38 protein-coding genes are annotated in these 24,750 nt (G+C 60.3%); 33 read left to right on the top strand and 5 right to left on the bottom strand.

Annotated features, from left to right (window positions below):
• Nucleotide 1: 1 nt before the first annotated feature.
• Complete coding sequence (locus tag ACF8RA_RS19865; protein ID WP_392519489.1) at nt 2–823, bottom strand: S24 family peptidase; 822 nt, start codon at nt 821–823, stop codon at nt 2–4.
• 90 nt (nt 824–913) lie between these two features.
• On the opposite strand from ACF8RA_RS19865, the gene ACF8RA_RS19860 reads away from it, so the two are divergent.
• The 13 genes from ACF8RA_RS19860 to ACF8RA_RS19800 all read left to right on the top strand — a co-directional run bounded on the left by ACF8RA_RS19860 (nt 914) and on the right by ACF8RA_RS19800 (nt 6,711).
• The gene (locus ACF8RA_RS19860; protein WP_084850611.1) at nt 914–1,123 is read left to right on the top strand and encodes a hypothetical protein; all 210 of its coding nucleotides are present in this window, start codon (nt 914–916) and stop codon (nt 1,121–1,123) included.
• 30 nt (nt 1,124–1,153) lie between these two features.
• Nucleotides 1,154–1,342, top strand: a complete 189-nt coding sequence (locus tag ACF8RA_RS19855; protein ID WP_004573832.1) for a hypothetical protein — start codon at nt 1,154–1,156, stop codon at nt 1,340–1,342.
• Nucleotides 1,343–1,360: 18 nt separating this feature from the next.
• The gene (locus ACF8RA_RS19850) at nt 1,361–1,540 is read left to right on the top strand and encodes a hypothetical protein (RefSeq protein ID WP_084850610.1); all 180 of its coding nucleotides are present in this window, start codon (nt 1,361–1,363) and stop codon (nt 1,538–1,540) included.
• 92 nt (nt 1,541–1,632) lie between these two features.
• Complete coding sequence (locus tag ACF8RA_RS19845; RefSeq protein ID WP_392519488.1) at nt 1,633–2,436, top strand: Rha family transcriptional regulator; 804 nt, start codon at nt 1,633–1,635, stop codon at nt 2,434–2,436.
• Nucleotides 2,436–3,215: a Pyocin large subunit-like protein gene (locus ACF8RA_RS19840; RefSeq protein ID WP_392519487.1), complete on the top strand. Its 780-nt coding sequence runs from the start codon at nt 2,436–2,438 to the stop codon at nt 3,213–3,215. The genes ACF8RA_RS19845 and ACF8RA_RS19840 overlap by 1 nt, the downstream gene beginning before the upstream one ends.
• Entirely contained in the window at nt 3,212–3,973 is a 762-nt protein-coding gene (locus ACF8RA_RS19835) for a replication protein P (protein ID WP_392519486.1), read from the top strand. Before ACF8RA_RS19840 ends, ACF8RA_RS19835 begins: the two co-directional genes overlap by 4 nt.
• Nucleotides 3,973–4,182, top strand: a complete 210-nt coding sequence (locus ACF8RA_RS19830) for a hypothetical protein (RefSeq protein WP_279839583.1) — start codon at nt 3,973–3,975, stop codon at nt 4,180–4,182. Before ACF8RA_RS19835 ends, ACF8RA_RS19830 begins: the two co-directional genes overlap by 1 nt.
• Nucleotides 4,182–4,583, top strand: a complete 402-nt coding sequence (locus ACF8RA_RS19825) for a DNA translocase FtsK (RefSeq protein ID WP_265977914.1) — start codon at nt 4,182–4,184, stop codon at nt 4,581–4,583. The genes ACF8RA_RS19830 and ACF8RA_RS19825 overlap by 1 nt, the downstream gene beginning before the upstream one ends.
• Nucleotides 4,580–5,050, top strand: a complete 471-nt coding sequence (locus tag ACF8RA_RS19820) for a hypothetical protein (protein ID WP_392519485.1) — start codon at nt 4,580–4,582, stop codon at nt 5,048–5,050. Before ACF8RA_RS19825 ends, ACF8RA_RS19820 begins: the two co-directional genes overlap by 4 nt.
• Entirely contained in the window at nt 5,047–5,277 is a 231-nt protein-coding gene (locus ACF8RA_RS19815; RefSeq protein WP_392519484.1) for a hypothetical protein, read from the top strand. The genes ACF8RA_RS19820 and ACF8RA_RS19815 overlap by 4 nt, the downstream gene beginning before the upstream one ends.
• Complete coding sequence (locus ACF8RA_RS19810; RefSeq protein ID WP_392519483.1) at nt 5,274–5,882, top strand: recombination protein NinG; 609 nt, start codon at nt 5,274–5,276, stop codon at nt 5,880–5,882. Before ACF8RA_RS19815 ends, ACF8RA_RS19810 begins: the two co-directional genes overlap by 4 nt.
• Nucleotides 5,879–6,025, top strand: coding sequence for a hypothetical protein (locus ACF8RA_RS19805; protein ID WP_392519482.1), 147 nt, complete (start codon nt 5,879–5,881; stop codon nt 6,023–6,025). Before ACF8RA_RS19810 ends, ACF8RA_RS19805 begins: the two co-directional genes overlap by 4 nt.
• A complete protein-coding gene (locus ACF8RA_RS19800; RefSeq protein ID WP_392519481.1) occupies nt 6,022–6,711 on the top strand; it encodes a hypothetical protein in 690 nt (229 codons plus the stop codon). Before ACF8RA_RS19805 ends, ACF8RA_RS19800 begins: the two co-directional genes overlap by 4 nt.
• 492 nt (nt 6,712–7,203) lie before the next feature.
• Here ACF8RA_RS19800 and ACF8RA_RS19795 read toward each other — a convergent pair whose 3' ends face one another.
• A complete protein-coding gene (locus ACF8RA_RS19795) occupies nt 7,204–8,142 on the bottom strand; it encodes a hypothetical protein (protein WP_392519480.1) in 939 nt (312 codons plus the stop codon).
• Nucleotides 8,143–8,295: 153 nt separating this feature from the next.
• Between ACF8RA_RS19795 and ACF8RA_RS19790 the strand changes: the two genes are divergently transcribed.
• The 3 genes from ACF8RA_RS19790 to ACF8RA_RS19780 are packed head-to-tail and all read left to right on the top strand — an operon-like array spanning nt 8,296 to nt 9,218.
• Nucleotides 8,296–8,622 (top strand): MFS transporter, encoded by a 327-nt coding sequence (locus ACF8RA_RS19790; protein ID WP_392519479.1) that lies wholly within the window; start codon nt 8,296–8,298, stop codon nt 8,620–8,622.
• Nucleotides 8,619–8,930, top strand: a complete 312-nt coding sequence (locus ACF8RA_RS19785; RefSeq protein ID WP_392519478.1) for a hypothetical protein — start codon at nt 8,619–8,621, stop codon at nt 8,928–8,930. The genes ACF8RA_RS19790 and ACF8RA_RS19785 overlap by 4 nt, the downstream gene beginning before the upstream one ends.
• A gap of 57 nt (nt 8,931–8,987) precedes the next feature.
• Nucleotides 8,988–9,218 (top strand): hypothetical protein, encoded by a 231-nt coding sequence (locus tag ACF8RA_RS19780; RefSeq protein ID WP_392519477.1) that lies wholly within the window; start codon nt 8,988–8,990, stop codon nt 9,216–9,218.
• Between the two features lie 86 nt (nt 9,219–9,304).
• On the opposite strand, the gene ACF8RA_RS19775 is transcribed toward ACF8RA_RS19780, so the two are convergent.
• A complete protein-coding gene (locus ACF8RA_RS19775) occupies nt 9,305–9,802 on the bottom strand; it encodes a hypothetical protein (RefSeq protein ID WP_392519476.1) in 498 nt (165 codons plus the stop codon).
• Here ACF8RA_RS19775 and ACF8RA_RS19770 point away from each other — a divergent pair.
• Nucleotides 9,782–9,913 carry a hypothetical protein gene (locus tag ACF8RA_RS19770; RefSeq protein ID WP_392519475.1) on the top strand — a complete coding sequence of 44 codons (132 nt, stop codon included), beginning with the start codon at nt 9,782–9,784 and terminating at the stop codon, nt 9,911–9,913. The genes ACF8RA_RS19775 and ACF8RA_RS19770 overlap by 21 nt on opposite strands.
• Nucleotides 9,914–9,952: 39 nt before the next feature.
• Here the strand turns inward: ACF8RA_RS19770 and ACF8RA_RS19765 are convergent, their stop codons facing one another.
• Nucleotides 9,953–10,216, bottom strand: a complete 264-nt coding sequence (locus tag ACF8RA_RS19765; RefSeq protein WP_392519474.1) for a hypothetical protein — start codon at nt 10,214–10,216, stop codon at nt 9,953–9,955.
• A gap of 115 nt (nt 10,217–10,331) precedes the next feature.
• Here ACF8RA_RS19765 and ACF8RA_RS19760 point away from each other — a divergent pair, with 115 nt between their 5' ends.
• The 4 genes from ACF8RA_RS19760 to ACF8RA_RS19745 are packed head-to-tail and all read left to right on the top strand — an operon-like array spanning nt 10,332 to nt 14,809.
• Entirely contained in the window at nt 10,332–10,853 is a 522-nt protein-coding gene (locus ACF8RA_RS19760) for a hypothetical protein (protein ID WP_392519473.1), read from the top strand.
• A gap of 2 nt (nt 10,854–10,855) precedes the next feature.
• A complete protein-coding gene (locus ACF8RA_RS19755) occupies nt 10,856–12,343 on the top strand; it encodes a terminase (protein ID WP_392519472.1) in 1,488 nt (495 codons plus the stop codon).
• Nucleotides 12,344–12,351: 8 nt separating this feature from the next.
• Nucleotides 12,352–13,776 (top strand): DUF4055 domain-containing protein, encoded by a 1,425-nt coding sequence (locus ACF8RA_RS19750; protein WP_392519471.1) that lies wholly within the window; start codon nt 12,352–12,354, stop codon nt 13,774–13,776.
• Nucleotides 13,766–14,809 (top strand): minor capsid protein, encoded by a 1,044-nt coding sequence (locus tag ACF8RA_RS19745; protein ID WP_392519470.1) that lies wholly within the window; start codon nt 13,766–13,768, stop codon nt 14,807–14,809. Before ACF8RA_RS19750 ends, ACF8RA_RS19745 begins: the two co-directional genes overlap by 11 nt.
• 7 nt (nt 14,810–14,816) lie before the next feature.
• Here the strand turns inward: ACF8RA_RS19745 and ACF8RA_RS19740 are convergent, their stop codons facing one another.
• Nucleotides 14,817–15,275, bottom strand: coding sequence for a hypothetical protein (locus ACF8RA_RS19740; protein WP_305846738.1), 459 nt, complete (start codon nt 15,273–15,275; stop codon nt 14,817–14,819).
• A gap of 101 nt (nt 15,276–15,376) precedes the next feature.
• Here ACF8RA_RS19740 and ACF8RA_RS19735 point away from each other — a divergent pair, with 101 nt between their 5' ends.
• The 12 genes from ACF8RA_RS19735 (at nt 15,377) to ACF8RA_RS19680 (ending at nt 24,742) form a co-directional block, all read left to right on the top strand.
• A complete protein-coding gene (locus tag ACF8RA_RS19735) occupies nt 15,377–16,096 on the top strand; it encodes a hypothetical protein (protein WP_392519469.1) in 720 nt (239 codons plus the stop codon).
• A 10-nt stretch (nt 16,097–16,106) separates the two neighbouring features.
• Nucleotides 16,107–17,054, top strand: a complete 948-nt coding sequence (locus ACF8RA_RS19730) for a major capsid protein (protein WP_020191724.1) — start codon at nt 16,107–16,109, stop codon at nt 17,052–17,054.
• Nucleotides 17,055–17,097: 43 nt separating this feature from the next.
• Nucleotides 17,098–17,679 carry a hypothetical protein gene (locus ACF8RA_RS19725; protein ID WP_392519468.1) on the top strand — a complete coding sequence of 194 codons (582 nt, stop codon included), beginning with the start codon at nt 17,098–17,100 and terminating at the stop codon, nt 17,677–17,679.
• A 39-nt stretch (nt 17,680–17,718) separates the two neighbouring features.
• Entirely contained in the window at nt 17,719–18,111 is a 393-nt protein-coding gene (locus tag ACF8RA_RS19720; RefSeq protein ID WP_392519467.1) for a protein singed, read from the top strand.
• 3 nt (nt 18,112–18,114) lie between these two features.
• On the top strand, nt 18,115–18,495 hold the full coding sequence (locus ACF8RA_RS19715; protein WP_392519466.1) for a glutamate 5-kinase: 381 nt from the start codon (nt 18,115–18,117) through the stop codon (nt 18,493–18,495).
• Between the two features lie 2 nt (nt 18,496–18,497).
• On the top strand, nt 18,498–18,884 hold the full coding sequence (locus ACF8RA_RS19710) for an HK97 gp10 family phage protein (protein WP_392519465.1): 387 nt from the start codon (nt 18,498–18,500) through the stop codon (nt 18,882–18,884).
• Nucleotides 18,881–19,288, top strand: a complete 408-nt coding sequence (locus ACF8RA_RS19705) for a phage tail terminator-like protein (protein WP_392519464.1) — start codon at nt 18,881–18,883, stop codon at nt 19,286–19,288. The genes ACF8RA_RS19710 and ACF8RA_RS19705 overlap by 4 nt, the downstream gene beginning before the upstream one ends.
• A gap of 59 nt (nt 19,289–19,347) precedes the next feature.
• On the top strand, nt 19,348–20,517 hold the full coding sequence (locus tag ACF8RA_RS19700) for a phage tail tube protein (RefSeq protein WP_392519463.1): 1,170 nt from the start codon (nt 19,348–19,350) through the stop codon (nt 20,515–20,517).
• A gap of 57 nt (nt 20,518–20,574) precedes the next feature.
• On the top strand, nt 20,575–21,060 hold the full coding sequence (locus tag ACF8RA_RS19695) for a hypothetical protein (protein WP_392519462.1): 486 nt from the start codon (nt 20,575–20,577) through the stop codon (nt 21,058–21,060).
• Nucleotides 21,061–21,167: 107 nt separating this feature from the next.
• Nucleotides 21,168–21,416: a hypothetical protein gene (locus tag ACF8RA_RS19690; RefSeq protein WP_392519461.1), complete on the top strand. Its 249-nt coding sequence runs from the start codon at nt 21,168–21,170 to the stop codon at nt 21,414–21,416.
• A 47-nt stretch (nt 21,417–21,463) separates the two neighbouring features.
• Nucleotides 21,464–21,763, top strand: a complete 300-nt coding sequence (locus tag ACF8RA_RS19685; protein ID WP_265977887.1) for a hypothetical protein — start codon at nt 21,464–21,466, stop codon at nt 21,761–21,763.
• A 57-nt stretch (nt 21,764–21,820) separates the two neighbouring features.
• A complete protein-coding gene (locus ACF8RA_RS19680) occupies nt 21,821–24,742 on the top strand; it encodes a phage tail tape measure protein (protein WP_392519460.1) in 2,922 nt (973 codons plus the stop codon).
• The last annotated feature ends 8 nt before the right edge of the window (nt 24,743–24,750 follow it).

Here is a 24,750-nt window from a genome sequence, read left to right as displayed (position 1 = left end):
GCTACGCCTTCTTTGCGTTCCAGATCAGCAGCACCTTAGCGTGCACCGTAACGTCATCGATCCGCGCGGTCTGGTTCTCGTAGTGCTTGTTGTCCGAGATCAGGCGGAAGTGGTCCTCATCGAGGCGCATCAGGCGCTTGATGTACAGCTCCTGGTGCCAGGTGATGACGTAGATCCCTTCGCCAATGAACTCGCTGATCCCGCGATCGACAATGACCAGGTCCTTGTCGTTGATCGTGCCTTCCATGCTCTGGCCCCAGCCGGTGATCATCGCCAGTGCCGAGGGGGCGGTATAGGTGACGCCTTTTTCGCGCAGGATCTCCTCGCGTACCACCAGGTTGCGTACCGCCTCGTTGTAGTCGGCCGGCACCTGACCGTGGCCCATGGCTGCCCGAACGTCGTACTGGGGGATCAGGATCTCTTCCTGGGTGGGCTTCAGGCTCGAGTAGGCGGAAGGCAGATACTCCTGCCCATGGTCCGGACTGTCAGCCTCAGCCGCGGCGGCCATCATCACCTCGCGCGCTTTTTCGGAGAGGTTCTTCCCGGCCTTGGAGGCCAGCATCTGCGCAACCAACTCTGCAGTAGTCGACGCAGCACCGGCAGATGAGAACTGATCAGTAGCCTGGCCGGTGCCGTCCGACAGCCATTCGGCTGAGCATTCAAGTGCTTTCGCCAGGGCGAGCAGGTTCTTGCCCTTGGCGCCGTTCGTTCCGTTGATCCAGAAGCTCACGGTTCCCTTGGACACGCCAGTCAGTTTGACGAGGTCGGTGGAGCTGAGATTTAGCTCCTTCATGCGCGCTACGACGCGGTCTTTGAATTCCATATTAAGGATTCTAAACACTTCATTGTTTAGATAACTTGCCTTGTTCAGTTTAGAACTCTAAACTCGGTGACAGACATCGGAGAAACACCCATGACCTACGACGAAGCCCTGAAATATTTCGGCACCGGCCGCGCAATCGGAGACGCCCTGGGCGTTACCGGCAGCCGCGTTTCTCAGTGCCGTACGACAGGCGGGTTCTCCTACCCAATGCAATGCGTTTTGGAGAAAGAGTCAAGCGGGGCGCTGATCGCGAAACGCGAGGACGACCCGGCCAACTCGCTCAAGAAATCCGCCGCTTAACCATTTCCAACTGCAAGGAGCTATCCCCGCATGTACGCCAACCCCAAGCACCTGCATGACCGTGAGATCAAGGTCCGGGTCGATGAGGACACATTCAACCTGATCCAGGCATTGGCCGCGTATCACCGCACTCAGCGTGCCGTGCTGTGCCGCGAACTGCTGGAGGCGCAGTTGGCTGCGCTGGCTTCGGAGAATACCGGCGATCAAACCGCAGCCTGAAGGCCGCGAGGAGGCCCTATGCCGACCGAACAATTCGGTCTGGACCAGGGATCGATGGAGTTGCTTGAGCGAGAGGCGCGAAAGCGGGGGATTACCCCGGAAGCGCTAGCAGCCGAGCTGATTGATCGAGAGCTGGCCAGCCGAACGAAACCTCGAAACGCGAGGGGAACGGTTCTTCCGTTCCAGCGCAAGGCCTGAACAGGCCCTGATAAGCCCGAATTGCGGGCACAAAAAAGCCGGGATAGCGGCCCGGCTCTCTGCAACACAAAACTCTGAAGGGAATTATGCATATGCAGACCCAAAGTGTACAGGCCCTCAACCGGCCCGCGCCACAAAATGCGAACCACGATTTCGTGGCGCGCACGATGTCGTCGCGCGAGATCGCCAGCTTGACTGGCAAGCGTCACGCCAACGTGAAGCGCGACATTGTGGCCATGCTGGCCGAACTGAAAGCAGATGTACTCAGTTTTGAGCACATCTACTTGGACGGGCAGAATCGCGAGCAGGTCGAGTATTTGCTCGACCGTGAGCACACCGACTGTCTCCTGACCGGCTACAGCGCCGGCCTGCGCATGAAGGTAATCCGCCGCTGGCGTGAGCTGGAAGGTCAGGCCGAATCACGCCAGGCTGTGATGGCCAACGGCACCAAGGTGATTGGCGAGATCGCAATCATGGAGTGCTTCACGCGCCTGCTGAAGCCCGCTGCGTCCTGCCAAGTGCAGATGCTCGCCAAGATCGCCGAGAGCAACGGGCTCGACCCGAAGTTTCTGCCCAGCTATGCGGTGGATGCGCCGACTGACGCAGCTGGCGGAAGTTCGTTGCCGACCAAAGCGCTGACTGCCTTGCTCAAAGACAACGGTATCCGCATGTCGCCCGCGTCGTTCAACAAGGCGCTGCAGCAAGCCGGGCTGATCAAGGTGATGCAACGCAAGAACTCGAAGCAGGAGGTGGTCACCTTCTGGGCGATCACCGAGAAGGGGCTGCGCTACGGCAAGAACCTGACCAGCCCTCAATCCCCTCGTGAAACGCAGCCGCATTGGTACGTGGATCGCTTCCTTGAGCTCGCCGGCCTCGTCGGCGTAGGGCGTAAGTAATGGCCGGAGACTGGATAAAAATGCGCGTAGATCTTCAGACCCATCCGAAAGTTTTCCGCATGGTGTCCGCATTGCGTGCGGACAGGCTGCGGGTAATTGGCGGACTGCATGTCGCTTGGAGCATCTTCGACACCCATTCTGCTGACGGCGTCCTGCATGGCTACACCCCTGATGCCATGGATGCGGTGATCGGCTGGCCAGGTTTCACGCAGGCCATGATCGACGTTGAGTGGGCCGGCATCGATGAGGACGGAAGCCTTGTCATGCCTCGCTTTGACGAGCACAACGGCGCCAGTGCCAAGCGCCGAGCTAATGACAGCGAACGTAAGCGCGAGTCGCGTAAGGCGAATTCTGTCCGCAATTCGTCCGCAAGTGATGCGGACAAAACGCGGACCAGAGAAGAGAAGAGAAGAGAAGATAAAGAACAAGATCAAAAGACTTCGTCATCTGGCCATGACACTGACCTGTTCTCTCGTTTCTGGAAGTTGTTCCCGCGCAAAGTGGGCAAGGCCAACGCTGAGAAGGCTTGGGCGAAGCTTAAGGTTGACACCAACCTTTTCGACCGTATGGCTACGTCGCTGGCAGCCTGGAGCGTGTCCACCGACTGGACCAAGGACGGTGGCCAGTTCATCCCGCACCCGGCTACCTGGCTGAACGGCAAACGCTGGGATGACGAGTTGCCTCCTGCTGGAAACGTCCACCAGTTCCCACCGCGTCGTCAGGCCAACGGCCCGGATTTCAGCGACACGTCCTGGGCTGACGACTTGGGTGACCTATGAGCGCTCAACCGAAACTGCGCAGCGTCACGCAGATCATGGCCAAGGCCGGCAACCTGCCTGCCGAGGTGCATGCCCCGGCCAAGCAACTCGACCCGGACACCACCGAAGTGGTCAACGCCCTGTTCAAGGAGCTGCAGGCCATCTTCCCAGCGTGGAAGCAGGCCTGGCCGGACGATGAAGCGCTGAAGGCTGCCAAGCGCAGTTGGATCAAGTCCTTCGTGGCTGCGGGCATCAACACCCTGGAGCAGATCCGCTTCGGCATCCAGAAATGCCGGGTGCTGGGTACCGACTTCGCCCCGAGCAGCGGCAAGTTCATCAAGCTGTGCCAGCCGACGCCGGAAGAGATGGGCATTCCGCCGCTTGCGCGGGCCTTGGCAGAGGCGCTGGAGAACTTCCACCCCAGCAGGGCGGGTACACGCCAATGGACGCACGCAGCGGTGCGCCACGCGGCCCTGCAGTGCGAGGCGCAGAACCTGGGGTCGATGGAGGTCGAGCGCGCCGAGAAGGTATTCGCCCGCGCCTACGACATCACCATCCGCATGCTGGTCGCCGGCGAGCCACTGGGCGACATCGCCACCGGCATCGGCCACGACAGCCAGAAGAGCTTGATCGAGCTGGCCGACGAGTACGCAAGCCAAAGGCAGGCCCGGTTGCTGGACCTGCAGCAGATCCCATCAAGCGCCGCCGCGTGCCGTGCACACCTGCTGGCCAAGTTGAACATCAAGCGCGCCGGGCACCCGGCCGGGGAGGGGGTGTGATGCGTACCTACCTCAAAGCCGTGCTGATGATCGTGCTTTTGCCGTCGGCCGTGATCGCCGGATCGGTGATGGCCTACCTGTGGTGCGAGTTCGCGATATCGCTGGACCTGCCAAAGCCTGTTCGCTTCGGCATCTACATCACGCCGGTGGTGTTACTCGCTGCAATCCCAGTTGCCTGGGTGCTGAAAAAACTCGAGGAGAAGCACTGATGGACACCAACAAGATGCGCGAGCAGTTCGAGGCGTGGGTCCTTCGGGAATGGCCTGAGCAATCGCTGGCCCGTTTCACTACCGGCGAATACCAGGGCTTCACGGTCGAGCACTGCTGGAAGGCCTGGCAGGCATCCCGCGAGGCTTTACAGGTCTACTCAATCAGTCCGGAAGCCTCTGCGCTAATGCAGCGTATCGATGACGAGGAGCGTGGGCAGGCGCTGCGTGCTGAGGTGTTCGTCCGCGAATCGGGGCGCGCCTCGATCTCCGCCCTTCAGCGGCATTTCAAGATCGCCTATGGGTCTGCGTGCCGGCTTATGGATCGGCTGGTTGCTGACGGCGTTGTCAGCCCAATTGACTCGGATGGCCGCCGCCAGGTCCTGCCAAAGGTAACACCATGACCGAGAAGATCAGCGTCAACAGCCAGGCCAAGCTGTCGGAGGCGATCACCACGATCACCCGGATGTTCCGCGACAAGAAGTTCGTCGTGGTCAGCATGCGCCCAGGCAAGGACCGCCCCCTGGACCAGAACGCCCTGTGGTTCGCCATGTACGAGCGCATCGCCAAGAGCACCGAGATGGGTGACATCGAGGACGTGCGCCGCTACTGCAAGCTGCACCTGGGCGTGCGGATCATGCGCGCCGGCTGCGCCGAGTTCCGCACCGGCTGGGCTGAGTCGTTCATCCACCTGGATTACGACGTGAAGCTGCGCCTCATGGGGCCGTGCGCGATGTTTGGGCCAGATGGGTTCCCGGTCACGCGGTTGTTCGACCGGGCCCAGGGCTGCCAGTACACGGACCGGATCGTCGAGGAGTTCTCCGCCCGCGGCGTGCACTTCGCTGATTTGCTTGGGGAGGCTGCCGCATGAGAAGGCGTGACTGGTATGACCGTCGTATCGACAAGCGAGTGGCGCTTCAGATCGCCGAGGAGCAAGGGATTGTGGCCGACAGCACTGAGCTGAGACAGGAGCTGGTCGCCAAGCTTCAGTCGGGTGAAATGACTCTTCAGCAAGTTCAGGACGAGCTGCGCAAGGTCAAGCGCGAAGCGAAGAAAAACGGCAAGAAGACACGGTCGCAGATCTGGAGGTCGGCATGAGTCAGCTTGCCAAGGAAGTGAAGCCCAAGAAGTGCAAGGCGCCAGGTTGCGGCAAGCTCTTCAAGCCGACAATGACCACGCAGAAGGTGTGCAGCATCGCCTGTGCCAAGGCCATGGCCAAAGATCCGAAGCTGCAGAAGGTTGCGGCCAAGGCAATCACCAAGCAGGCCCGTCAGGACCTGCAGGAGCGCCGAGAGAAGCTGAAGACCCGCCGCGAGCACATGGCCGAGGCCCAGACCGCGTTCAATGCCTACATCCGCGAGCGCGACGCCGGCCTGCCGTGTATCAGCTGCGACTCGCTGCCAAGCGATCACGACCTCATCACCGGCAGCCGCTGGGACGCCGGGCATTACCGGTCGGTGGGTGCCTGCCCGGAACTGCGGTTCGAGCCGCTCAACGTCCACCGCCAGTGCGTGAAGTGCAACCGGAACCTGTCGGGTAACGCGATCGAGTATCGCATCCGGTTGGTGAAGCGCATCGGCGCCGAAGCCGTGGAGTTCCTCGAAGGGCCTCATAAGCCCCAGCGCCTGACCGTCGAAGACCTGCAGGCCATCAAGGCCCTGTACAGGCAGAAGCTCAAAGACCTGAGGAGGGCTGCAGCATGACACCAGCATGGGGATTCCTGATTTTGGCCATCCTCATGGTGGTGGTCGGCGTATCGCTGTCATGGGCGGGCGCGGTGCGCCGCAAGCGCAGTTACGAAGAATTCATTTTGAGCAAGGCCAAGCGGGCAGGGGGTAAACCATGAAGTACGAGAGCGTGTTGGCGGCAGTGGTTCGCGCCCTTGCGGCGGAGACCATGAGCGGCGTTGGCGGTGGCGACTTCGAGCCGAAGGTTCAGGCTTCGAAGCTGAAGGGCGAGATCACCGGGAAGGATGCGGCGATGCTGGTGGATTGTTGGGTGCACGCCCGTCTACACAGCAAGCTGATCCCGCGGCACTGGAATGCACTGACGGCAAGGTTCTCCACCCACAAGGCCAAGAAGGTCGAGGCCATCGGGAAGCTGGTGCCGATGATCGCCACCCAGGCGCCGAACCTGTTCCGGTACAAGGCGGTCACTGCCTGGGCCATCCCGCCGGTGAAGGGCGTGCAGGCGCAGTCGGGGCATGAGGTGGCTAGCCGGGCGGCCCGCGAGCGTGCCGAGTTCGACTCGCTGCATGCAGGCGTGGTCAAGCACCTGGAGGGCGGTGAGATGCCAGAGGACGCTGGTCAAGCGCGCCGCGAGCAGTACGTGAAGCGCTCCACGGACATGATTGTGCTGCCGGCCGAGTTCTACGACATCAACACCTGGGATGGTCAGGGCCTGAATCGGACCACGTATTGGCGCTGGAAGAAGGCCATCGAGAAGGTGCTCGATGAGATGGTGGTCGAGGCTCTGGCTGCCTCCAGCAAGATTCTGGAAGAAGAAGGCGTTTTGATGGCAACTGCCGCTTGACAACTCAGCAACGGTGCAACAAAATTCTTGCATCCTGTCATTCCTGCGCGTGTTGAGGAGTGGTCCCGAAAGCCCCGCCAGAGAAATCTGCCGGGGCTTTGTCGGCTTTGGCTTAGGAGGAATTATGTCCAGAGCACAACGCCGACACGATACGCGCCGAATCAAGGCTCGCTTCTACCTGAAGCAGCGGTCTTATGAATGCTGGGCAACCAATGAACGCAATGCAGGACTGTTTGCCAACCATGGCAAGGTCTGTTCTTGCTGGATGTGTGGAAACCCGCGTCGATTCGGAGAGCTTACGCTGCAAGAGAAGCGAGCTAGATTGCGCGAAGTTGAATGACGAGAAAGAACCCGGCCCAAAAAGCCGGGTTTTTTATTGCCCGCAGAGGGCCTCAAGAGTCCCGGCCACGCGCTCGGATTTTTGTATCCAGGGGAGACCCTAACGGGGTCACCTAGATACTGATGGCGGGAAATACCGAACCCAGCCGTTTGCTATGGGGCGGGGCTGAATTGAACTGCTATCACATGCGTACGCTCTTCGTAGGCACTAGCCTCCAGTTTTGCCGAGGCGCCTCCTCCTTTTTGATAAGCGTTGATAGAAATGTCCAGGTTCTTGTCTTCTGAGAATGAGGTGCTCTCCTTGAGCTCTATCGTGGCCTCGGTGCAGCCACCGTGTTCTCTCGCAAATAGAACCGCCTTCCAAGATGGTTCGAATGCCAGCCAAAAGAAACCACTGCGATCGAGCTTTTCAGTTGAATTCCAGCTTCGTCCATTGAGACTGAATACTCGGGTATCCAACGATCCGTTTTTTATCTCAGAATTGCTCTCGTAACCAGCGGTCCCCGAGGCGATAGGGCCAGCGTCTACCGTGGCCGCAGCTTTTTGTCTACTGGATGAGGTATTTGAGTTGTTCTTAGTGATGCTGATTCGAGTTGCTCCGAGAGATATCAAAAGCCTCATGAGCTCAGACTCTCGCTCCTCCAGCACGTATGCGTCGTAATTATCGCTTGGTATGTAGAGGTGCTGGCTGCCTCCGTCAGCTAGATCCGCTAGCGGGTGTCTACGATAAGACTTGCCTGCCATAGGATGCCCAGGTTGGAATTGGCACCCTATAGCCTTGGCTTGGGTTGGAGAGAAGGTTGCGCGCTCCACGAATGCGGCGAGAAGACGTTCTTTTTCCGCCCGCGCCGCTTTGTCTTCATCTTTGTCACCATTAAAAATGCTTGCCAGTGAAGGCATCGCAGAGATTGCCGAAAAAATAAGCGATCCCGGAAGGACGCTCATCGCTAACGGTGTCACGTCAAAGGCAGGTATAGCCGAAGGGGTGATGTTATCTCGGCCCGGCATTGTAAAATTTTGCGACGACGAGTCGAAGCCAATCGGCTTTGGTTTAGCTAGGTACTCGTCAGTGATGTAAATGGTATCCAGCATGCTGCGCTCCATGTCGGCGGCCTTGAGTATTGGGCAGGTTCAATGCTATCGGCTATCGGCTATCGGCCGTGGACCTTTAAAAAAGACGAAAGGTTCGACCATTCTTTCATAGGCCTCGCTGACTGCGGGGCTTTTTCATGCCTGGAGTAGAGCATGGAGTTTTTTCACCGCCTGCTCGATAAGCTTGACTGGGCTATTGCGGGCCTGCTTGGCGCATTGGTCGCAACGCGCTGGCACAAGGACGATCTCCTCGATCGCAGGGCCTGGATCCTCTTCCTGCTTACGGGCATGGCCTGCGCGCATTATCTGACAGGCATGGTCAGCGCCTACTTCGGCATCGTCGAGCCGCGCAGTGTGGCAGGGGTAGGTTTTCTGCTTGGCACCTTCGGCGGATCGTTGATTGCTGCCATAACCCGAGCGATCAAAGCCGCCGATCTCTGGTCTGTGATCAGGTCCAAGTTCGGAGGGCCCAGCTCATGACATTCGAATACATCAACGCCATCGCGGCTGGCCTCATCGCCATCTGGGCAACCTGGTGCGTGCTGAGCGGCAAGGTGCGCGACGGGGTAATCGGCAAGGTTCTATACGCGGTCGTCGCCATCAGCGGCTACGCCATCCTGGCCCGGTCCGAGCGCATGTTCTTCACCGCCAACACGGCTTGGGCCACGCTGATGGTTTCGCTGGCACTGGCGGGTATGCGGCACATGTTCATGCTCACCTACTGGCCACGGGTCAAACGCTGGATCTGCCAGCACTTGGACTGCGAGCGCTGCAAGCCGGCTGAGTGATCCGCGCCACAAATTCGAGATGCGCCGTTTCGTGGCGCGACCACCAGAGGATCCACCATGGACAACCAGCACAAGAAGATCACCGGCTACCGCGACCTCATCCAAAGCGAGATTGACGGGATGAACTCGATCAAGGCCCTGGAGGCTGACGCCGGCGAACTGTTCAAGCAAATCGGCCAGATCGAAGGCGTTGACCAGCGCACCCTGGCCTTGGCCAAGACCAACCTGCAGCAGGGCTTCATGTGGTTCGTGCGCTCGATCGCCAAGCCGGCTGATCCGTTTGCCTAAGAGATGATCGCTAATCGTTGCCCTTGGCGTGGGTGCAGCAAGGCAATAAAAACAGGGGCCATTTTAGCCCCCGCCCTGCAGCGATGTTACTTGCGGCGCTTATCTACTTCTTGCGCCACGCCCTTAAAGGGCGTGCCATCCGACTTCACATCCATGAAGCGGCCAGTGTTGGTGTCGCGCTTCACGTACGTGTCGTTTTGAGGGTTATAGGTCTGGGTGCGATCGCGAACCGAACCATTCCTATACCCGTCGCCTGTATTGGTAGCCATAAAGCATACCCTCCAGTTATGCCCGGCATTGGCTGCCGCCACCCCGTACACCCGCTGTACGCCAGAAATAGTTATGGGGATGGCAAAACGCCATGCAATGCCAGGATAGGCCCATTGTTTGTAACAACCTATTTCAAGTGTTGATACCCAATAGGTGGGGAGCTGCGAGGGATAGATATGCGGGTAGTTGAGTTTCAGCGCGAGAACTGGCGAGATGCTCCCAAGACCCTGCGCAAGATCGCCGAACAGCTGGATGCCGGCGAGTTGCCGGTTTGCAGTATTGGAGTCATGGCAATGCGCGACCCATCCGGCCAAGTGAATCTGTTCGCCTTCGGCCCAGTGGCAGACGACCTGCAGTCACTGGCCATGTTCAGGCTTGCGGAGCAGAAACTGATTGATGTGCTACTTGATGCCGGTGAAGGGTAGGTGTGCCGCCGGTAGGTGCGGCACATCCTCAGCAACTCTCTAGCGGGATGGGAACAACACGCACTGAGCTACGGGTTGCGATGCCTCGATGCACGCAATGCCGCGCTCGTGCAGAGGCTGATAAAGGCTGCCTGCAATGAAGCCCATGATTGCAACTATCACACAATAGAAACCTGCGCGCTCTTTAGGGGGCTCGGTACGATTTACGTAGGCGATGCCGCGGCGAACTTGACGGTAAACGAGATACAACACGACCGAAAGCACGGCAAATACGAAGCTGAAAATCCCAATTTCTGGATTCATAAACACTCTCACAGTTGTTTTCATAGGATTGTATTGCGCGATCGATTGTCACTGTCTGCAAACTGCCAATTCAAGAACATGATGTCCCAGATATGAAAAATAATTAGGAATAACCATGACTGCTAAGCAACCCGACTGGGAGGCGATCGAACGAGCCTACCGGGCCGGTTCGCTTTCGGTTCGCGCTATTGGGGAATCTCAAGGCGTAAACCACGCCACCATCCTCAAGCGAGCGAAGAAGGAAGGGTGGGCTCGCGATCTGACCGAGCAAGTCAGGATAGCGACAAAGCAGAAGGTAACCACATCGGTAACCAGCACCAGTAACCAGTCACCACCGGTTACCGACGCCGATATCATCGACGAAGCATCCAGCCAGGCTGCTTCTGTGGTTCTCGCTCACCGCACTGGCTTGGCTAACTGGCGCTCGATCGCCGACAAGCTTTCGGTGGCTCTGGCCGAGATGGATGTCAACGAAGAGAATCTGGGCGACTTCTCCCGTGCGCTGAACGCTGGCGTCGATGCCCAGCTCAAGGTCATCAAGGGCGAGCGCCAGGCGTATGGCCTGGACAGTGAGGAAGGCAACAAGACGGTCGACGAGCTCGCCGCCATGATGGATGAACTATCGAAGGATGCCTGACCATGAAGCCCGAGCACATGAAACTGCTCCGGGATCGGTTCTGGCGGCTAAACAACCTGTACTTCATCACTGACAAGCAGGGCAAGAAGGTCCGCTTCCGCATGACGCAGGAGCAGGTCGATTACTTCCAGGGGATGCACACCCGCAACATCATCCTCAAGGCCCGGCAGCTGGGCTTCACCACGCTGGTGTGTATCGTCCAACTGGATGCTGCGCTGTTTGAGGCTGCCAAGTGCGCCCTGATTGCTCACACGCTGAACGACGCCAAGCGACTGTTCAGGGAGAAGGTGAAGTACGCCTACGATCACCTGCCCAAGGAGATCAAGGCAGCCAACCCGGCGCGCAACGATGCTGCGGGAGAGCTGGTGTTCAGCAAGGGAGGGTCGCTGTACGTGTCCACTTCATTCCGGGGCGGCACACTGCGATACCTGCACGTTTCCGAATTCGGGAAGATCTGCGCCAAGTTCCCACACAAGGCGCGGGAGATCGTCACCGGTGCGTTTGAGGCCGTGGCGGCTGAGTGCTTCGTCACCATCGAGTCGACGGCAGAAGGGCGGGCGGGCTACTTCTTCGATTACTCGCAGAGCGCAGAGAAGCAGCAGCTGGCCGGTGTGCCTCTGGGCTTGCTGGACTGGAAGTTCTTCTTCTTCAGCTGGTGGCGCAACCCGCTGTACTGGCTGGACCCGGCCGGCGTGGTCATTCCCGACCGCCTGACCAAGTACTTCGACGACCTCACCGCCAAGCACGGCATCGTCACCAACCCAGGCCAGTGCGCCTGGTACAGCGCCAAGGAAAAGACCCTTGGCGACGACATGAAGCGGGAATACCCGTCGATCCCGGCCGAGGCATTCCAGCAGACGATCGAGGGCGCCTACTACGCCAAGCAGTTCACCAAGCTCTACGCTGCCCAGCGCATCGGCAAGCTTCCAGACAACAGCCACCTACCGGTGCACACGTTCTGGGACATTGGCGTGGGCGACTCAACGGCCATCTGGTTCGTCCGGATCGTCGGCGAGAAATACCACGTTGTCGATTTCTACCAGAACAGCGGCGAGGGCCTGCGGCACTACATGAAGGTGCTCAAGGATCGCGGCTACGAGTACGGCGAGCACTGGGGCCCCCACGACATCGACAACCGCGAATTTGGTAGCGACGGCAAGACCCGGCGCGAACTCGCACGAGAGGGCTACGAGATCGACGGCCAGCGCTATTCGCTGACCTTCCAGGTGGTACCGAAGCTCGGTGTGGACGAAGGCATCGAGCAGGCCCGGGAAATCCTAGCGAACTGCGCTTTCGACGAAGCCAAGTGTGAGGAAGGCATCACCGCCCTGGAGAGCTACCGCAAGGAATGGGACGACAAGCGAGGCTGCTGGAAAGACAAGCCGCTCCATGACTGGTCTTCCCACCCGGCCGACGCCTTCCGCTATTTCGCCGTGGCCAAGACCAAGCGATCCGTGGTCAAGCACGTTCCCATCTCGTTCACTTTCTGAGGCCACACATGCCTAATTTCCTCCCCCGGGCAGAGTACTCGGAGGCCTTGCCCGGCTGGCAGTTGGTCAAGCGCTGCGTGGCGGGCGCCCGCGAGGTGCGCAAGCACGATATCTACCTGCCGATGCCGGACCCGGAGAACAAGTCTCCCGAGAACCAGGCGCGGTACAAGCAGTACAAGAAGCGGGCGATGTTCTTGAACATCACTGGGCGCACGCGCACCGGCCTGCTGGGTGCCGTGTTCCGCAAGACTGCAGAGTTGGAGCTGCCCGCCGGGGTCGAGTACCTCAAAGAGAACGCCAGCGGCCACGGCACGAGCCTGGAGCAGCTTTCCAAGGATGCCGTGGGTGAATGCCTGGATGCCGGTCGTGGCGGGTTCCTCGTGGACTTCCCTGCGGTTGAGGGTGTGTCCTCCATGGCCGACATGCAGGGGCGCAGCGCGCTGATCCATCACTATGGCGCCGAGTCGATCATCGACTGGGATGAACAAGTGGTCGATGGGGTGAAGCGCCTAGTCTATGTCTGCCTGCTGGAATGCGTGTCCACGTTCAGTCCGGACAGCCTGGAGCGTACAACGAGCACCCAATACCGCGTGTTGCTGCTGGTTGATGGACGCTATGTGCAGCGTGTTTACGCCGAGGACGGCAACACCTATAGCGAGGCCGAGCCGCTCGACAAGAATGGCCGCCCCTTCGATCACATACTGTTCAGCTTCTACGGCGCCCAGAACAACGACGCCAGTGTCGATAAGTCGCCACTTGAAGACCTGGCTGACGTGAACATCCTGCACTACGGCAACAGCGCCACCGTGGAGGAGAGCGGGTTCATCAGCAGCCAGCCCACGCTGTTCATCACCACCGATATCAGCGCCGACGAGTTCGCCAAGGTGAACCCGAACGGCATGCACATCGGATCGACCCGTGGCTACAACCTCGGCAAGTCCGGTGACGCAAAGCTTGTCCAGGCAACCGAGAGCCAGCTGGCCCGCACGCTGATGAAGGACAAGGAAGAGCAGATGCTGATGATCGGCGCGCGCATCGTGCAGAAAGCGGGCGGCGCCGAGACGGCTGAGGCGGTGCGCATTCGCTACAGCTCGGACAACAGCGTACTGGGAACCATCGCAGGCAACGTATCCGAGGCCCTGAAACGGGCCATCCTCGATGCCGAGCGATTCATGATGGGCGAGCCGGACGAGGCCGGGACGGTCTTCTGGCTCAACCAATCTTTCTTCGACGAGACGATGACCGCCCAGGACATCCTGGCCCAGGTCCAGCTGTGGCAGCAGGGCCTGATTGCGAAGTCCGACCTGCGCACCAACCTGCGCCAAGGCGGCGTGCTTGAGGCCGACCGCACCGATGAGCTGATCGACGATGAGCTGGCCCGGCAGGCGCCGGTAGACGGCAACGACACCGGAGGCGGCGAGGATGAGCAGTGACGGCTACCTGTCCGACGCAGCTACTCGCCACCAGGTGCACGTCCAGCGCTACGCCGGGGGCAGCCTCAAGCGCCTGGCCAAGTTCATCACCAAGGCCATCAGCACCGCCAAATCGCGAGTATCAGAAGGATTAAGTCGTTACGGCACCCAACGGTACGAGAAGCAGATCCAAGAGCTTCAGGGCGAGCTGGCGGGCGTCTACGGCGAGATGAAGCAGCAGGCAGTGCTCGACTTGACCGAATTCGGTGGCTATGAGGCTGAGTTCAACATAACTCTGCTGGGCAAGGTCGTGAAGACGGTCGTCCAACTGAACAGGCCGAGCATCGAGCAGGTGGCTGCTGCTGCCCTGGCTGATCCTCTCGACCTGGAGGTCGGCAAAGGTCGCCAGCGCCTCAGCATTGCGGGAGCACTGGACCAGTACGGCACCAAGAAGAGCGCCGAGATCATCAGCGAGATTCGCATGGGGTCGGCGCTGGGTGAGACGTCCGGCCAGATCAGTCGTCGGCTGACGTCACTGGGCGTCCAGCAGCGCGACCAGGCTGGCGCACTGGTTCGGACAATGACCAACCACATTGCCAGCTCCGCCCGGCAGCAGGTCATGGCAGACAACGACGACATCCTGAAGGGTAAGCGCCGCGTAGCCACGCTGGATGGCAGGACTACGCCGCTATGTCGCGCTCTGGACGGAACCGTGGTGCCCATGACCGCGCCGTCGCCGCCATTCCACTGGAACTGCCGAACGACCGAGATACCGGTGCTCAAGGACGAGTTCGCCCGTGAGATCCCGAGGTCAACCAGACCGGCGGTAGGAGCCGATGGTGCCGAGCAGGTCAGCAGCAAAACCACCTACGGCGAATGGCTCGCCAAGCAGCCGGCAGCCTTCCAGGAAGATGTGCTGGGCCCCGCTCGCTACAAGCTGTTCAGCAAAGGGGAGTTGACCATCGACAGGTTCGTCGATGACGACGGCCGGACCCTAACCCTAAAGCAGCTGCGCGAGCGTGAGCCGATGGCTTTCGAGCGGGCGGGACTTTGAAGCCAGATTATACGACCAGCTCAAGGGCATTCACGGCGCGATTGAAGAAGTCATAGCGCTTCTTCGTGCGGCGGAATCGTCCAGTGGATACCAGCGCATCTACGACTTCAACGGTCGCTTGCATGGTGTTGCGGTACGAGGAGTCGGGCGCCAGAAATTCGCGGCGAATGATCGGATCGAGCGTCATTTCCTGCTCTTTGGGATATGCAGTTAGTACCTGAGCACGCTGGTTGATGGCGAGGTGGTTGATCCCATGATCTTTTAGGTATTGGACTAGATCCTCAATGATCAAGCAAGTGCCCGGCCCGCCATAGGGAAGCTTGATAGCCGTCTTGTCCTTGGTGAGCAGCGGGTGCGGATCTTCGACATCAGAGCCACCCGAAGTCAGCGCCCTGTAGTGGGCAATAGGCATAACTGCATATTCAACATCGCCGTTTTCGTTGTGAATAAATTGTACAGATTTCATGGGGTATCCTCTGGGTTTGTATATCCAATGTAATATACATTGTAAATAAAAGAAAGCATTTTTCGCAGGCAGGGCCTGCTCAACGTCTCTGGGAGACAGCAATGACCTTGAAATTCCAACTGGACAGCCTCGAAGGCGTCGAAGAATCGGTAGCAGGCCTGTATGTGGAGAAGGACGGCAAGTTCGTCCTGGGCATCGAGGGTCTGCCGCAGCAGGAAGACGTTTCCGGCCTGAAGTCGAAGGTCCAGGAACTGCTCGACGAGAAGAAAGCGGCCGACAAGGCCCGCAAGGACGCCGAAGAGCAGGCGCGCCTGGAGCGCGAAGAGGCCCTGCGCAAGTCGGGCAACGTCGAAGAGCTCGAAAAGTCCTGGTCCGAGAAGTACAACCGCCGCGAAGCTGAGCTGAGTTCGGCGCTGGAAAACGAGCGTAACACCCTGCAAGGCCAGATCCGGGATCTGACCGTAGGGCGCACCGCGACCGAGATCGCGACCACCCTGGCTGTACCAGGCAGCGCCAAGGCATTGCTTCCCCACATCGAACGCCGGCTGAGCGTTGAGCAGCGTGATGGCAAACCCACCGTCGTCGTGCTGGACGCCGCCGGCAAGCTCTCGGCGGCAACGCTGGATGAGCTGAAAGCAGAATTCACCAACGATCCGGCCTTCGGTCCGTTGATTGTTGGCAGTAAAGCATCTGGCGGCGGGGCCGGCGGTGCAAAAGGTGGCGGCGGGGCCGCGCTGAAACGTTCCGAAATGTCCTCTACCCAGAAGCGCGAGTTCATCGAAGCGCACGGGCAGAGCGCCTACCTCAAATTGCCCAAATAGGGAGTAACACATGGCGACCACCGTCAACTCGGACATGATCGTTTACAACGATCTTGCCCAAACCGCCTACCTGGAGCGCATCCAGGACGTGATCGATATCTTCAACGCCTCCTCGAATGGCGCAATCGTGCTGAACAACGAGCTTATCGAAGGTGATCTGCGCAAGCGGGCCTTCTACAAGATCGGCGGCGCGATCGGTCACCGCGACGTGAACTCCAGTGCTACCGTGACCGGCTCCAAGATCGGTGCTGGCGAGATGGTCGGCGTGAAGGTTCCGTTCAAGTACGGCCCTTACGAGACCACCGAAGAGGCCTTCAAGCGCCGCGCTCGCTCACCTGAAGAGTTCTCTGAGCTGGTTGGCCAAGACTACGCCGACGCAGTTCTGGAAGGCTACATCCAGTACGCCATGGCTGCCCTCAAGGCCTCGATCGGCGCAAACGCCAACATGGTCGCCACCGGCAGCTTTGCCACTGACGGCAAGAAGGTGCTGACCAAGGGTATGCGCAAGTTCGGTGACCGCTTCGGACGCATCGCACTGTGGACCATGGATTCGGCCACCTACTTCGACATGGTGGATCAGGCGATCAGCGAGAAGATCTACGAAGAAGCGGGCGTGGTGATCTACGGCGGCCAGCCGGGCACCATGGGCAAGCCAGTACTGGTTACCGACACCCATCCCGCCGAAACCATCTTTGGGCTGCAGTCGGGCGCAATTCGCGTAACCGAATCCCAGGCTCCGGGCTTCCGCTCCTACAACATCGACAACCAGGAAAACTTGGCGATGGGCTTCCGCGCCGAGGGCACCTTCAACCTGGATCTGCTGGGTTACAGCTGGGCCGACGCAACCGGCGGCATCAACCCGAATCTGGCCGCCGTGGGCGCTGGTGCCAACTGGGCCAAGTACGCAACCAGCGACAAGGCCACTGCTGGCGTGCTGATCGACCTGGGCACTCCGTAATCACGCATCGGGCGACTCGTAATGGGTCGCCTTGGAGATCATCATGGAACTGATCTACACCGCGCAGGCCTCCGGGTTCGAGCCGGGTAAGCGCTATCGCAATCCTCAGCACTTCGACCGGCCCGAGCCTGGCGTGAAGGCGGTCGTGATCGTAGGTGACTGGCCAAAGGTGGCCGACGCCTACGAAGATGCTGGTGCTGAAGTGACTTTTGTTGAGGCGCCGAAGCGCGTGCCCCTAGTCGAAGCCCCGGATCAAGCTGAGCTTGATCGCCTAACTGCAGAGCTTGCCTCTGTCGGGGGGATCGTCGAATCCTTCGCTGCTCAGAGCCTGGAGCGCCCAGAGGGTGAGCTTGGCGAAACAGCCGGGCGCCTGTTCCAGGTGCTGGAAGCGGTCAATGCCGGCATCGCCAGCTTGCAGCGCGAGCGCGACGGCGAAGTCCAGAAGGTAATCGACCTTGAGCAAGAGAAGGCGGACCTGCTGAAGCAGATCGAAGCTCTCAAAGCTACTGCCGCCGACCCAGAGGTCGATGCATTGAAGGCTGTTCTGGACAAGTCTGGCGTCATCTACCGCGCCAACGCCTCGAAAGAGTCGCTGCAGAAGCAGGTCGCCGAACTCGCCAAGTAACACCGGGGCTTTGTCCCCACTCATTCAAGCGGAGGCCTGATGGCTACCTACATCACCGTGGCCGACGTGGATGGCATCCTCGGGGCTGGCTGGGCAGCTGACGACCTCAAGGACGAGGCGGTGTTTGAGGCAAACGCCTACCTGACAGCGCTAAACCTGACCGGGATCTACATGGAAGCCATCCCTGACGACGTGAAAGAGGCTGGCGCCCGGCTGGCAAAGTGCGCATCGCAGGGCAAGCTGTACCAGCAGCAGACCGAAGGGGCGCTTGAGGCGAAGACCGTCAAGGCCGGTTCGGTGTCTACCAGCAAGACCTTCGGCTCGATCGACAAGACCAGCACGGCCGCACAGCCAGCGTGCGTGCAGTTGGCACTGGCCCTGCTGACGCCCTGGCGCAGCAGTCCATTCGCGTTCCGCGTGTTGAGGGGGTAGGGCATGGGGCTCCGCGACGACATTCAGGCCGATCTGGCCGAGGCCTTCGACGATGACCTGGCTGATGCCGTGTCTGGGTTCACCGGCACCTACATGGGGCCCGGCGTCTGGGACCCGGTCAACGAGACCACCACGGCCCAGCCGGTGACCTATACCGGGCGTGGCGTGTTTGACAGCTACGACAGCCGGCGCATCGACGGTCTGAATATCCTGGTTGGCGACGTGCTGCTGATCTGCTTGGCCAATGAAGTGACTTACAAGCCGGCGGTCGGCCACGAGATCGCCGCTGCCGACCTAATCACAGGCGAGCCGGTGACGTATCGCATTGTCAGCCCAGGCATTGACCCGGCCAAGGCCCACTACGAGATCCAACTGAGGAAGTGACCATGTCCAGAAGGGGCTGGAGCACACCGCCCAGCCTCTTCGCTGGCGTGGTGGAGGAGCAACTGAGCCAGCGCGTGCGAGTCATCGCCATGGCGCTCCTCAACGAAATCGTTCTGCGCTCTCCGGTTGATACGGGGCGCTTCCGTGGCAACAACATAGTCAGCGTGGGCGCGCCGGTGTACACCAGCACCGTGAGCGTCGACCCAACGGGCGCAGAAACCATACAGGCCGGCGTTCGAGCGGTCACCGGCCTGGAGCCATACACGGAGGTCTTCATCCAGAACAATCTGCCGTATGCGGGCCCGCTTGAGGATGGACATTCCCAGCAGGCGCCGGCTGGCATCTACGCGGTGTCGTTCAACGGCGTTGCCGAGGCCTACAGGACATGACCTTCGAACAGATCCGGGCCATCGTCACAGGCCGCATGACGCAGTGGGCGGGCATTCCCGCGTCCGCCGTCGATTATCCGAACAACCCGCAGGGGCCGTTCGACCCGTCCGGCAAACCCATCTGGGCCAGGCTGGCAGACGTTCCCGGTCTTGCCAGTGCGCCGGAGATCGGCATCGGCCCCTGCGTGCGCCGTACTGGAATCATCATGGTCCAGCTGTTCGTGCCCAGCAACAAGGGCACCCTGGCGATTACCAAAACCGCTGACACGCTGGTCCAGCTCTTCGAGTTCTACAGCGACCCGACCGGGCCGTTTGAGTGCCACGCTGCCTCGGCCAATACCATCGGCGACGACGGGCACGGCTGGTACCAGGTCAACGTGTCGATCCCATACCGGGCCTACTGAGCCCTCAACATCCACCGCCACATGGCGGTTTTTTTACGCCTATCGATAGGAGAAACCGCATGTCGAGCGGAGCCAAGGTCCAGCTTGCCTGGATCAAAGAGGTAACCCCAGGCTTTACGCCGGATGGCGACTGGAACGTGCTGACGCGAATCAGCAACGGCCTGATGCCTACCTTCAACTCGGAAGAGAACAACGAAATCGGCTTCACCCGCATGTCGCAGGGCACCGCCCAGACAACTGTGGACGTGGGCGGCGATATCGAAACCAAGTGGCGCTTTGGCGCACTGGACGATTTCATGGCCTCCTGCTTCGGCAAGGACTGGGCGGGCAACGTCCTGACCATGGGTGACGACCGCATCACCTTCTCGATCGCATCATACGCGACCGACATCGGCGTTTCTGCCATCGCCCGCGGCGTGCAAGTCGCCAACATGAACTTCGATTTCCCGGGCGACAACGAGGTCACGGTCACCATGACCATGGCGGCGCGCTCCTGGGACGACAAGGGCGACAACACGTCGTTCATCGTCAACGCCCAGCCAGAGGCCAGCCAGCGGCGGTTCAGCTTTAAAGACATCAGCGGCCTGCGTATCAACGGCGTACAGGTTGGCGAGGACAACGCCTGCGTCGACAGCTTCAACCTGCAGTTCGACAACAACGTGCAGACCCAGCGTTGCATCGGCAACGGCAACCCGTACCCGGGCAACATCATTGCCACCACCTTCACCCCGTCCGGCGCGATCACCATCAGCTGGTCGAAGATGGCCTACGAGCTGTGGAAGGCCCAGAAGGGCAACGACGCGATCAGCTTGGAATTCACCATCGGCAACGCTGACGGTGGATACAAGTTCCTGATCCCTGAGATGGAAGTGACCGCCGACTGGCCTGATGGCGGTTCGACCGACATCATCCAAGTCGAACTGAACTACACCGCCCGCCGTGTCGCCCCGACCCTCACCCGTCTGCCGGCGCCGATCGTTGTGGCTGCCGTGGATGTCACCCCGGCCACCCTGAGCCTGGAAGTAGGCGATACCGGTGACCTCGAAGTCGTGGTCACCCCGGCCGGTGCCAGCCAGCAGGTCACCTGGTCCAGCTCCGCCCCGACCATCGCCAGCGTGAGCGAGACCGGTCTGGTCACCGCTCTGGCAGTCGGCACCGCCACCATCACGGCCACCAGCGTCGCAGACGGCACCAAGACCGATACCTGCGCTGTCACCGTCACCGCTTAACCCTTTGCCCGGCGCGCCCTGCGGTGTGCGTCGAGCCTTTTACCGCAGAGGAATACCATGGGCATCACCATTGCAAGAAAGCCTGAGCTGGATATCAACGGCGAGCGCTGGGTGCACTTCAAGGTCGGCCCGGGTGGCCTGGCTGTGAAGTGCGATCAGGGCCCGGAGACGGCGGCGATTCTGGTCGCATCCATCGCCAACCCGATCTACAAGTCGCACCAAGCCGTGATCCGTCGGCACGTTGCCGCGCTGAATCAGCAGGCTGGCGTGGGCACTGCAGGCTTCACCATCGACTCCATCCCCGATGTTGAGCTCGAAACCGACGACGATCTGTTCATCGACCTGGCAACCAAGCACCTGATCAAGGACTGGCAGGGTATCGACGTCGAAGAGCGCCCGGGCGAGCCAGCCAAGTACACCCCGCAACTGTGCAAGGCGCTGATCGAGCAACTGCCCAGCGTCTACTTCCTGGCCCTGCGCACCGCCCTGGACATCGCCAAGCGCATCGAGGAGCAGGCCCAGGCCACTGCGGAAAAGCAGTAGCGGCATATCGCTGGGGTAGGGACTGGGCCGGTCCTGAGAACGAGAAGAAGCGCTGGAAGCATGAGCGCCTCGGCCTCAAGGCCCAGGAGCCGCCAGAGATCGACGACGTGGTTGCCGAGATCCTTGAGGCCTACGGCCACATCGGTCGGTCCCGGCAGTACGTCGGCATGATGGGAGCCCCGGCCCCGATTGCGCCGGCGGCCATTGCCGAATACCTCGACCGATACCCCTCAGTGATATGCCGCGAAGAGTTCGATGCCGCCATCTTCGCCTTGGACGACGAGTTCCGCCGGCGGTGGGACGAGCAGCAGGAAAAAGCTCAGGCAGGGTCAGAGGGCAGGCCTAAAAGCCGCTGATGGGTCCGTCGTTATGGTAGATTCTGGCCATCTTTAGGGAGGAAGCCATGAATCGAACGCTACTGATCGCCACCCTTGTCTGCCTGCCTTTGCCGGCCCTGGCTGCGAGCGGGGTCGAGAGCTGCAAAAAAATATCGGCTATGGCCGCGAAGGCAATGGAGGCCCGCCAGGATGGAGAGCTTCTGGAGGATGCCATGGCATCTGTAGGCGACCAAAGTAAATTCTCTGATGCGATGGTGCTTAAGGCCTACAAGGTTCGCGTTTTTGAGGATTCGAAGGAGCGGGCCACCGCAATATCTGAGTTCCAGAACGCCGCGTACCGAGAGTGCTACGAAGCGTATAACTGAAGTATTGATTCACAAATTGCCCGCCTTGTGCGGGTTTTTTTATGCCCGGAGAAAGGTATGGCGCAGGAATCCCGTCTGGCGGTAACGATCGACTCGCGGGGCGCAAAGCGCAATGCGGATGACCTGAGCAGCTCCCTCGAACGCATGGAGCGCGCCGGCGACTCAGCAGCATCATCGGTCGATGGTGTGAGCAGCAGCCTCGATGATCAGCGCAAAGAGCTATCTCAGCTGCTGGGTCAGATCAACCCAGCCGTAGCAGCGCTCGGCCGCCTGGACGACATGCAGGAGAAGCTGGCCAAGTTCAAGGGCAGCAAATTTCTCGACGCTGAAACTTTCGACGAGTACAACCAGCGCATCAACACCCTTCGCCAGGGTCTTGGAGAATCCGCTGAGGGCATGAATAAGGCGGGAATGTCGGCTAGGGCATACCAAGCTGCGTTACGGGGAGTGCCGGCACAGTTCACCGACATTGCCGTCAGCCTACAGGGTGGGCAGGCCCCACTGACCGTGTTCCTGCAGCAGGGCGGCCAGCTCAAGGATATGTTCGGCGGGATTGCGCCTGCCGCAAAGGCCTTGGGCGGCTACATAGTCGGCCTGGTAAATCCGTTCACTGTGGCGGCCGCGGCTGCAGGCGCATTGGCCGTGGCCTACTACAAAGGCTCTGAGCAGTCCGACGCTCTGCGCAACAGCCTGATCCTAACCGGTAACTTCTCCAAGGCATCAGAAGCGCAGCTGATCAGCTTGGCTGAGTCGGCAGACCAGGTTTCGGGCACATTTGGCCAGGCAGCAGGAGCTCTGGCGCAATTGACCGCTGCCGGCACGAACACCACCGGCAACTTGAAGCTGATCACCACGACCGCTGTCGAGATGCAGCGAGTTACCGGCAAGGCTGTCGAAGAGACAGTGGCTGAGTTCATCAAGCTCGGCAAGGATCCGGTCGCCGGTATTGTTGAGCTCGACGAGAAGTACCGGTTCTTGACCGCTTCGGTGTACGCCCAGATCAAGGCCTTGTCGGACCAGGGCAATGCAGTTGGCGCAGCTGACTTGGCAGAGCGCACATATGCTGAGGCAATGGGGCAGAGAACCTCGAAGATCCGCGAAAATCTTGGAAGCATTGAGCGTGGATGGCTAAACATCAAGGATGCCACCAACGAGGTCCTTGATGCCTTTGCAAGCATCGGCCGGAAAAGCGTCGAGAGTGAAGGCAAGGCCATCACCCAGCTGCAGCAAAAGATCGCCTATCTGCAAAGCACGCTGGACACCGCTTACGAAGACAACGATGCCCGTGATCGTATCGCCAGCCTTCAGGCTGAGCTCAAGCAGCGTCAAGGCATCCAGCAGGCCAATGCGAAAACCTTGGAGGATGAAGAGAAGCGGCGTCGCATCCAAGAGGAAGGGCGCAAGGGTCTCGATGCACTAGATAGCACCTACAAAAGCTCGATGACTCAAACCCAGCGCCTAAACAAGGAGCTGACCGACCTCGACAAGGCGCGCGCCAAGGCAGTAGCCGCGGGTGTCTTCACCGCAGCGGAAGAAGCGAAGTACGCACAGTCCAGGAAGAACATCGAGCAGGAAATCGCGGACATCAAGACCCGCGAGGCGAAGAAGAACGCGCCGAAGAACGTCAACCGAGGCGTGGCCGAGGCCGAAAACACCTTCGCTCGACTTTACGGCCAGTACGACCCTGCAGCCCAGGCCGTACGGGCACTCACCAAGGAGCAGGGCCAGCTCGACCTGGCCCTGACCAAGGGCAAGATCACGCAGGAGGAATACAGCAAGGCGCTGGCGCAGGCTTCGATCAACTATGCGGCAGCGCTCAAGGGCGCCCAGGGCCTCACGGCCGTGGAGCAGTACCGCGCACAGTTGCAGAAGCAGCTGGCCAACGAGCGCGACCAATATGCGCTTGACGCAGCCAGCATCGGAATGGGTGATCTGCAGGCCTCCCGCATGCAGCAGCGGCTCAACCTGGAGATGCAGACCAACGACCGCCTGCTGCAGCTTCAGACGGAATTGGCCAACGCCACGGACGAGAAGCAGCGGCAGGCGCTCCAAGGGCAGATCGACGCCATCAACGAGTTCCTGCCCCAGCAGCTTGCCGCGATGCAGGCCGGCTGGGCGCAGATGGATCAGGCCATGCTCAACCCTATCAACGGGTGGACGGCAGCGGTGCAGAACTTCGGCAACCAGGCGCGGGATATCGCTGGACAGACGGAGTACATCTTCTCCAGCGCGTTCAACAACATCTCCGCCGACATCACCGACGCGATCATGGATGGGCAGTTGTCGTTCAGCAACCTGGGTGACATCGCCGGTGACGTCGTGCGCGACATTCTCGCGGGCTTCGTGAAGATGGGCGTACAGATGGCGCTGAATGCGGCGCTGAATGCCACGCTTGGCACTGCTGCTGCGAGCCAGAGCATGATCCTGGCGGGCACCACGGCCACGGCCTGGGCACCGGCGGCGGCGATGGCTTCCCTTGCAACGCTGGGCGCCAACTCCGTGCCGGCGGCTGCAGCGCTGACCTCGACAACGGCCCTGGCATCCAGCTTGGCGGTGATCCCGGGTTTCGCCACCGGTGGCTACGTGTCCGGCGCCGGTACCGGAACCTCCGACAGCATCATGGCCCGCCTCAGTGACGGCGAATTCGTAGTGAACGCCGCAGCGACCAAGCGTAACCGGGCGCTGCTGGAGGCGATCAACTCGAACGAGCGGGTATCGGTGGCTGGCGGATCCGGAGCGGTTGTCGCTGCACAATCAGGTTCGCCTGGTGCAGCCGGCATTCAGCAGAACATCTACATCCAGAACCACACCACTGCGCAGGTGGAGCAACGACGCATGCCTAACGGAGACCTTGAATTTGTTATCCGGGAGGCAACCGACAGGGCCGTGCAAGAGGTTGCTGGGCAGTTCGCCTCTGGCTACGGCGACGTAGTTGACTCATACGAAGGCGCATACGGTGCTCGGCGATCGGGCGGTTAGCGAACAAA

The organism is Pseudomonas sp. FYR_5, from assembly GCF_043106315.1.
Taxonomy (GTDB): domain Bacteria; phylum Pseudomonadota; class Gammaproteobacteria; order Pseudomonadales; family Pseudomonadaceae; genus Aquipseudomonas; species Aquipseudomonas putida_Y.
This window is presented reverse-complemented; position numbering and strand designations above follow the sequence as displayed.

Coding starts and splice junctions, on each gene's coding strand:
- ACF8RA_RS19865 (WP_392519489.1), bottom strand. CDS start 823: ATGGAATTCAAAGACCGCGTCGTAGCGCGCATGAAGGAGCTAAATCTC.
- ACF8RA_RS19860 (WP_084850611.1), top strand. CDS start 914: ATGACCTACGACGAAGCCCTGAAATATTTCGGCACCGGCCGCGCAATC.
- ACF8RA_RS19855 (WP_004573832.1), top strand. CDS start 1,154: ATGTACGCCAACCCCAAGCACCTGCATGACCGTGAGATCAAGGTCCGG.
- ACF8RA_RS19850 (WP_084850610.1), top strand. CDS start 1,361: ATGCCGACCGAACAATTCGGTCTGGACCAGGGATCGATGGAGTTGCTT.
- ACF8RA_RS19845 (WP_392519488.1), top strand. CDS start 1,633: ATGCAGACCCAAAGTGTACAGGCCCTCAACCGGCCCGCGCCACAAAAT.
- ACF8RA_RS19840 (WP_392519487.1), top strand. CDS start 2,436: ATGGCCGGAGACTGGATAAAAATGCGCGTAGATCTTCAGACCCATCCG.
- ACF8RA_RS19835 (WP_392519486.1), top strand. CDS start 3,212: ATGAGCGCTCAACCGAAACTGCGCAGCGTCACGCAGATCATGGCCAAG.
- ACF8RA_RS19830 (WP_279839583.1), top strand. CDS start 3,973: ATGCGTACCTACCTCAAAGCCGTGCTGATGATCGTGCTTTTGCCGTCG.
- ACF8RA_RS19825 (WP_265977914.1), top strand. CDS start 4,182: ATGGACACCAACAAGATGCGCGAGCAGTTCGAGGCGTGGGTCCTTCGG.
- ACF8RA_RS19820 (WP_392519485.1), top strand. CDS start 4,580: ATGACCGAGAAGATCAGCGTCAACAGCCAGGCCAAGCTGTCGGAGGCG.
- ACF8RA_RS19815 (WP_392519484.1), top strand. CDS start 5,047: ATGAGAAGGCGTGACTGGTATGACCGTCGTATCGACAAGCGAGTGGCG.
- ACF8RA_RS19810 (WP_392519483.1), top strand. CDS start 5,274: ATGAGTCAGCTTGCCAAGGAAGTGAAGCCCAAGAAGTGCAAGGCGCCA.
- ACF8RA_RS19805 (WP_392519482.1), top strand. CDS start 5,879: ATGACACCAGCATGGGGATTCCTGATTTTGGCCATCCTCATGGTGGTG.
- ACF8RA_RS19800 (WP_392519481.1), top strand. CDS start 6,022: ATGAAGTACGAGAGCGTGTTGGCGGCAGTGGTTCGCGCCCTTGCGGCG.
- ACF8RA_RS19795 (WP_392519480.1), bottom strand. CDS start 8,142: ATGCTGGATACCATTTACATCACTGACGAGTACCTAGCTAAACCAAAG.
- ACF8RA_RS19790 (WP_392519479.1), top strand. CDS start 8,296: ATGGAGTTTTTTCACCGCCTGCTCGATAAGCTTGACTGGGCTATTGCG.
- ACF8RA_RS19785 (WP_392519478.1), top strand. CDS start 8,619: ATGACATTCGAATACATCAACGCCATCGCGGCTGGCCTCATCGCCATC.
- ACF8RA_RS19780 (WP_392519477.1), top strand. CDS start 8,988: ATGGACAACCAGCACAAGAAGATCACCGGCTACCGCGACCTCATCCAA.
- ACF8RA_RS19770 (WP_392519475.1), top strand. CDS start 9,782: ATGCGCGACCCATCCGGCCAAGTGAATCTGTTCGCCTTCGGCCCAGTG.
- ACF8RA_RS19765 (WP_392519474.1), bottom strand. CDS start 10,216: ATGAATCCAGAAATTGGGATTTTCAGCTTCGTATTTGCCGTGCTTTCG.
- ACF8RA_RS19760 (WP_392519473.1), top strand. CDS start 10,332: ATGACTGCTAAGCAACCCGACTGGGAGGCGATCGAACGAGCCTACCGG.
- ACF8RA_RS19755 (WP_392519472.1), top strand. CDS start 10,856: ATGAAGCCCGAGCACATGAAACTGCTCCGGGATCGGTTCTGGCGGCTA.
- ACF8RA_RS19750 (WP_392519471.1), top strand. CDS start 12,352: ATGCCTAATTTCCTCCCCCGGGCAGAGTACTCGGAGGCCTTGCCCGGC.
- ACF8RA_RS19745 (WP_392519470.1), top strand. CDS start 13,766: ATGAGCAGTGACGGCTACCTGTCCGACGCAGCTACTCGCCACCAGGTG.
- ACF8RA_RS19740 (WP_305846738.1), bottom strand. CDS start 15,275: ATGAAATCTGTACAATTTATTCACAACGAAAACGGCGATGTTGAATAT.
- ACF8RA_RS19735 (WP_392519469.1), top strand. CDS start 15,377: ATGACCTTGAAATTCCAACTGGACAGCCTCGAAGGCGTCGAAGAATCG.
- ACF8RA_RS19730 (WP_020191724.1), top strand. CDS start 16,107: ATGGCGACCACCGTCAACTCGGACATGATCGTTTACAACGATCTTGCC.
- ACF8RA_RS19725 (WP_392519468.1), top strand. CDS start 17,098: ATGGAACTGATCTACACCGCGCAGGCCTCCGGGTTCGAGCCGGGTAAG.
- ACF8RA_RS19720 (WP_392519467.1), top strand. CDS start 17,719: ATGGCTACCTACATCACCGTGGCCGACGTGGATGGCATCCTCGGGGCT.
- ACF8RA_RS19715 (WP_392519466.1), top strand. CDS start 18,115: ATGGGGCTCCGCGACGACATTCAGGCCGATCTGGCCGAGGCCTTCGAC.
- ACF8RA_RS19710 (WP_392519465.1), top strand. CDS start 18,498: ATGTCCAGAAGGGGCTGGAGCACACCGCCCAGCCTCTTCGCTGGCGTG.
- ACF8RA_RS19705 (WP_392519464.1), top strand. CDS start 18,881: ATGACCTTCGAACAGATCCGGGCCATCGTCACAGGCCGCATGACGCAG.
- ACF8RA_RS19700 (WP_392519463.1), top strand. CDS start 19,348: ATGTCGAGCGGAGCCAAGGTCCAGCTTGCCTGGATCAAAGAGGTAACC.
- ACF8RA_RS19695 (WP_392519462.1), top strand. CDS start 20,575: ATGGGCATCACCATTGCAAGAAAGCCTGAGCTGGATATCAACGGCGAG.
- ACF8RA_RS19685 (WP_265977887.1), top strand. CDS start 21,464: ATGAATCGAACGCTACTGATCGCCACCCTTGTCTGCCTGCCTTTGCCG.
- ACF8RA_RS19680 (WP_392519460.1), top strand. CDS start 21,821: ATGGCGCAGGAATCCCGTCTGGCGGTAACGATCGACTCGCGGGGCGCA.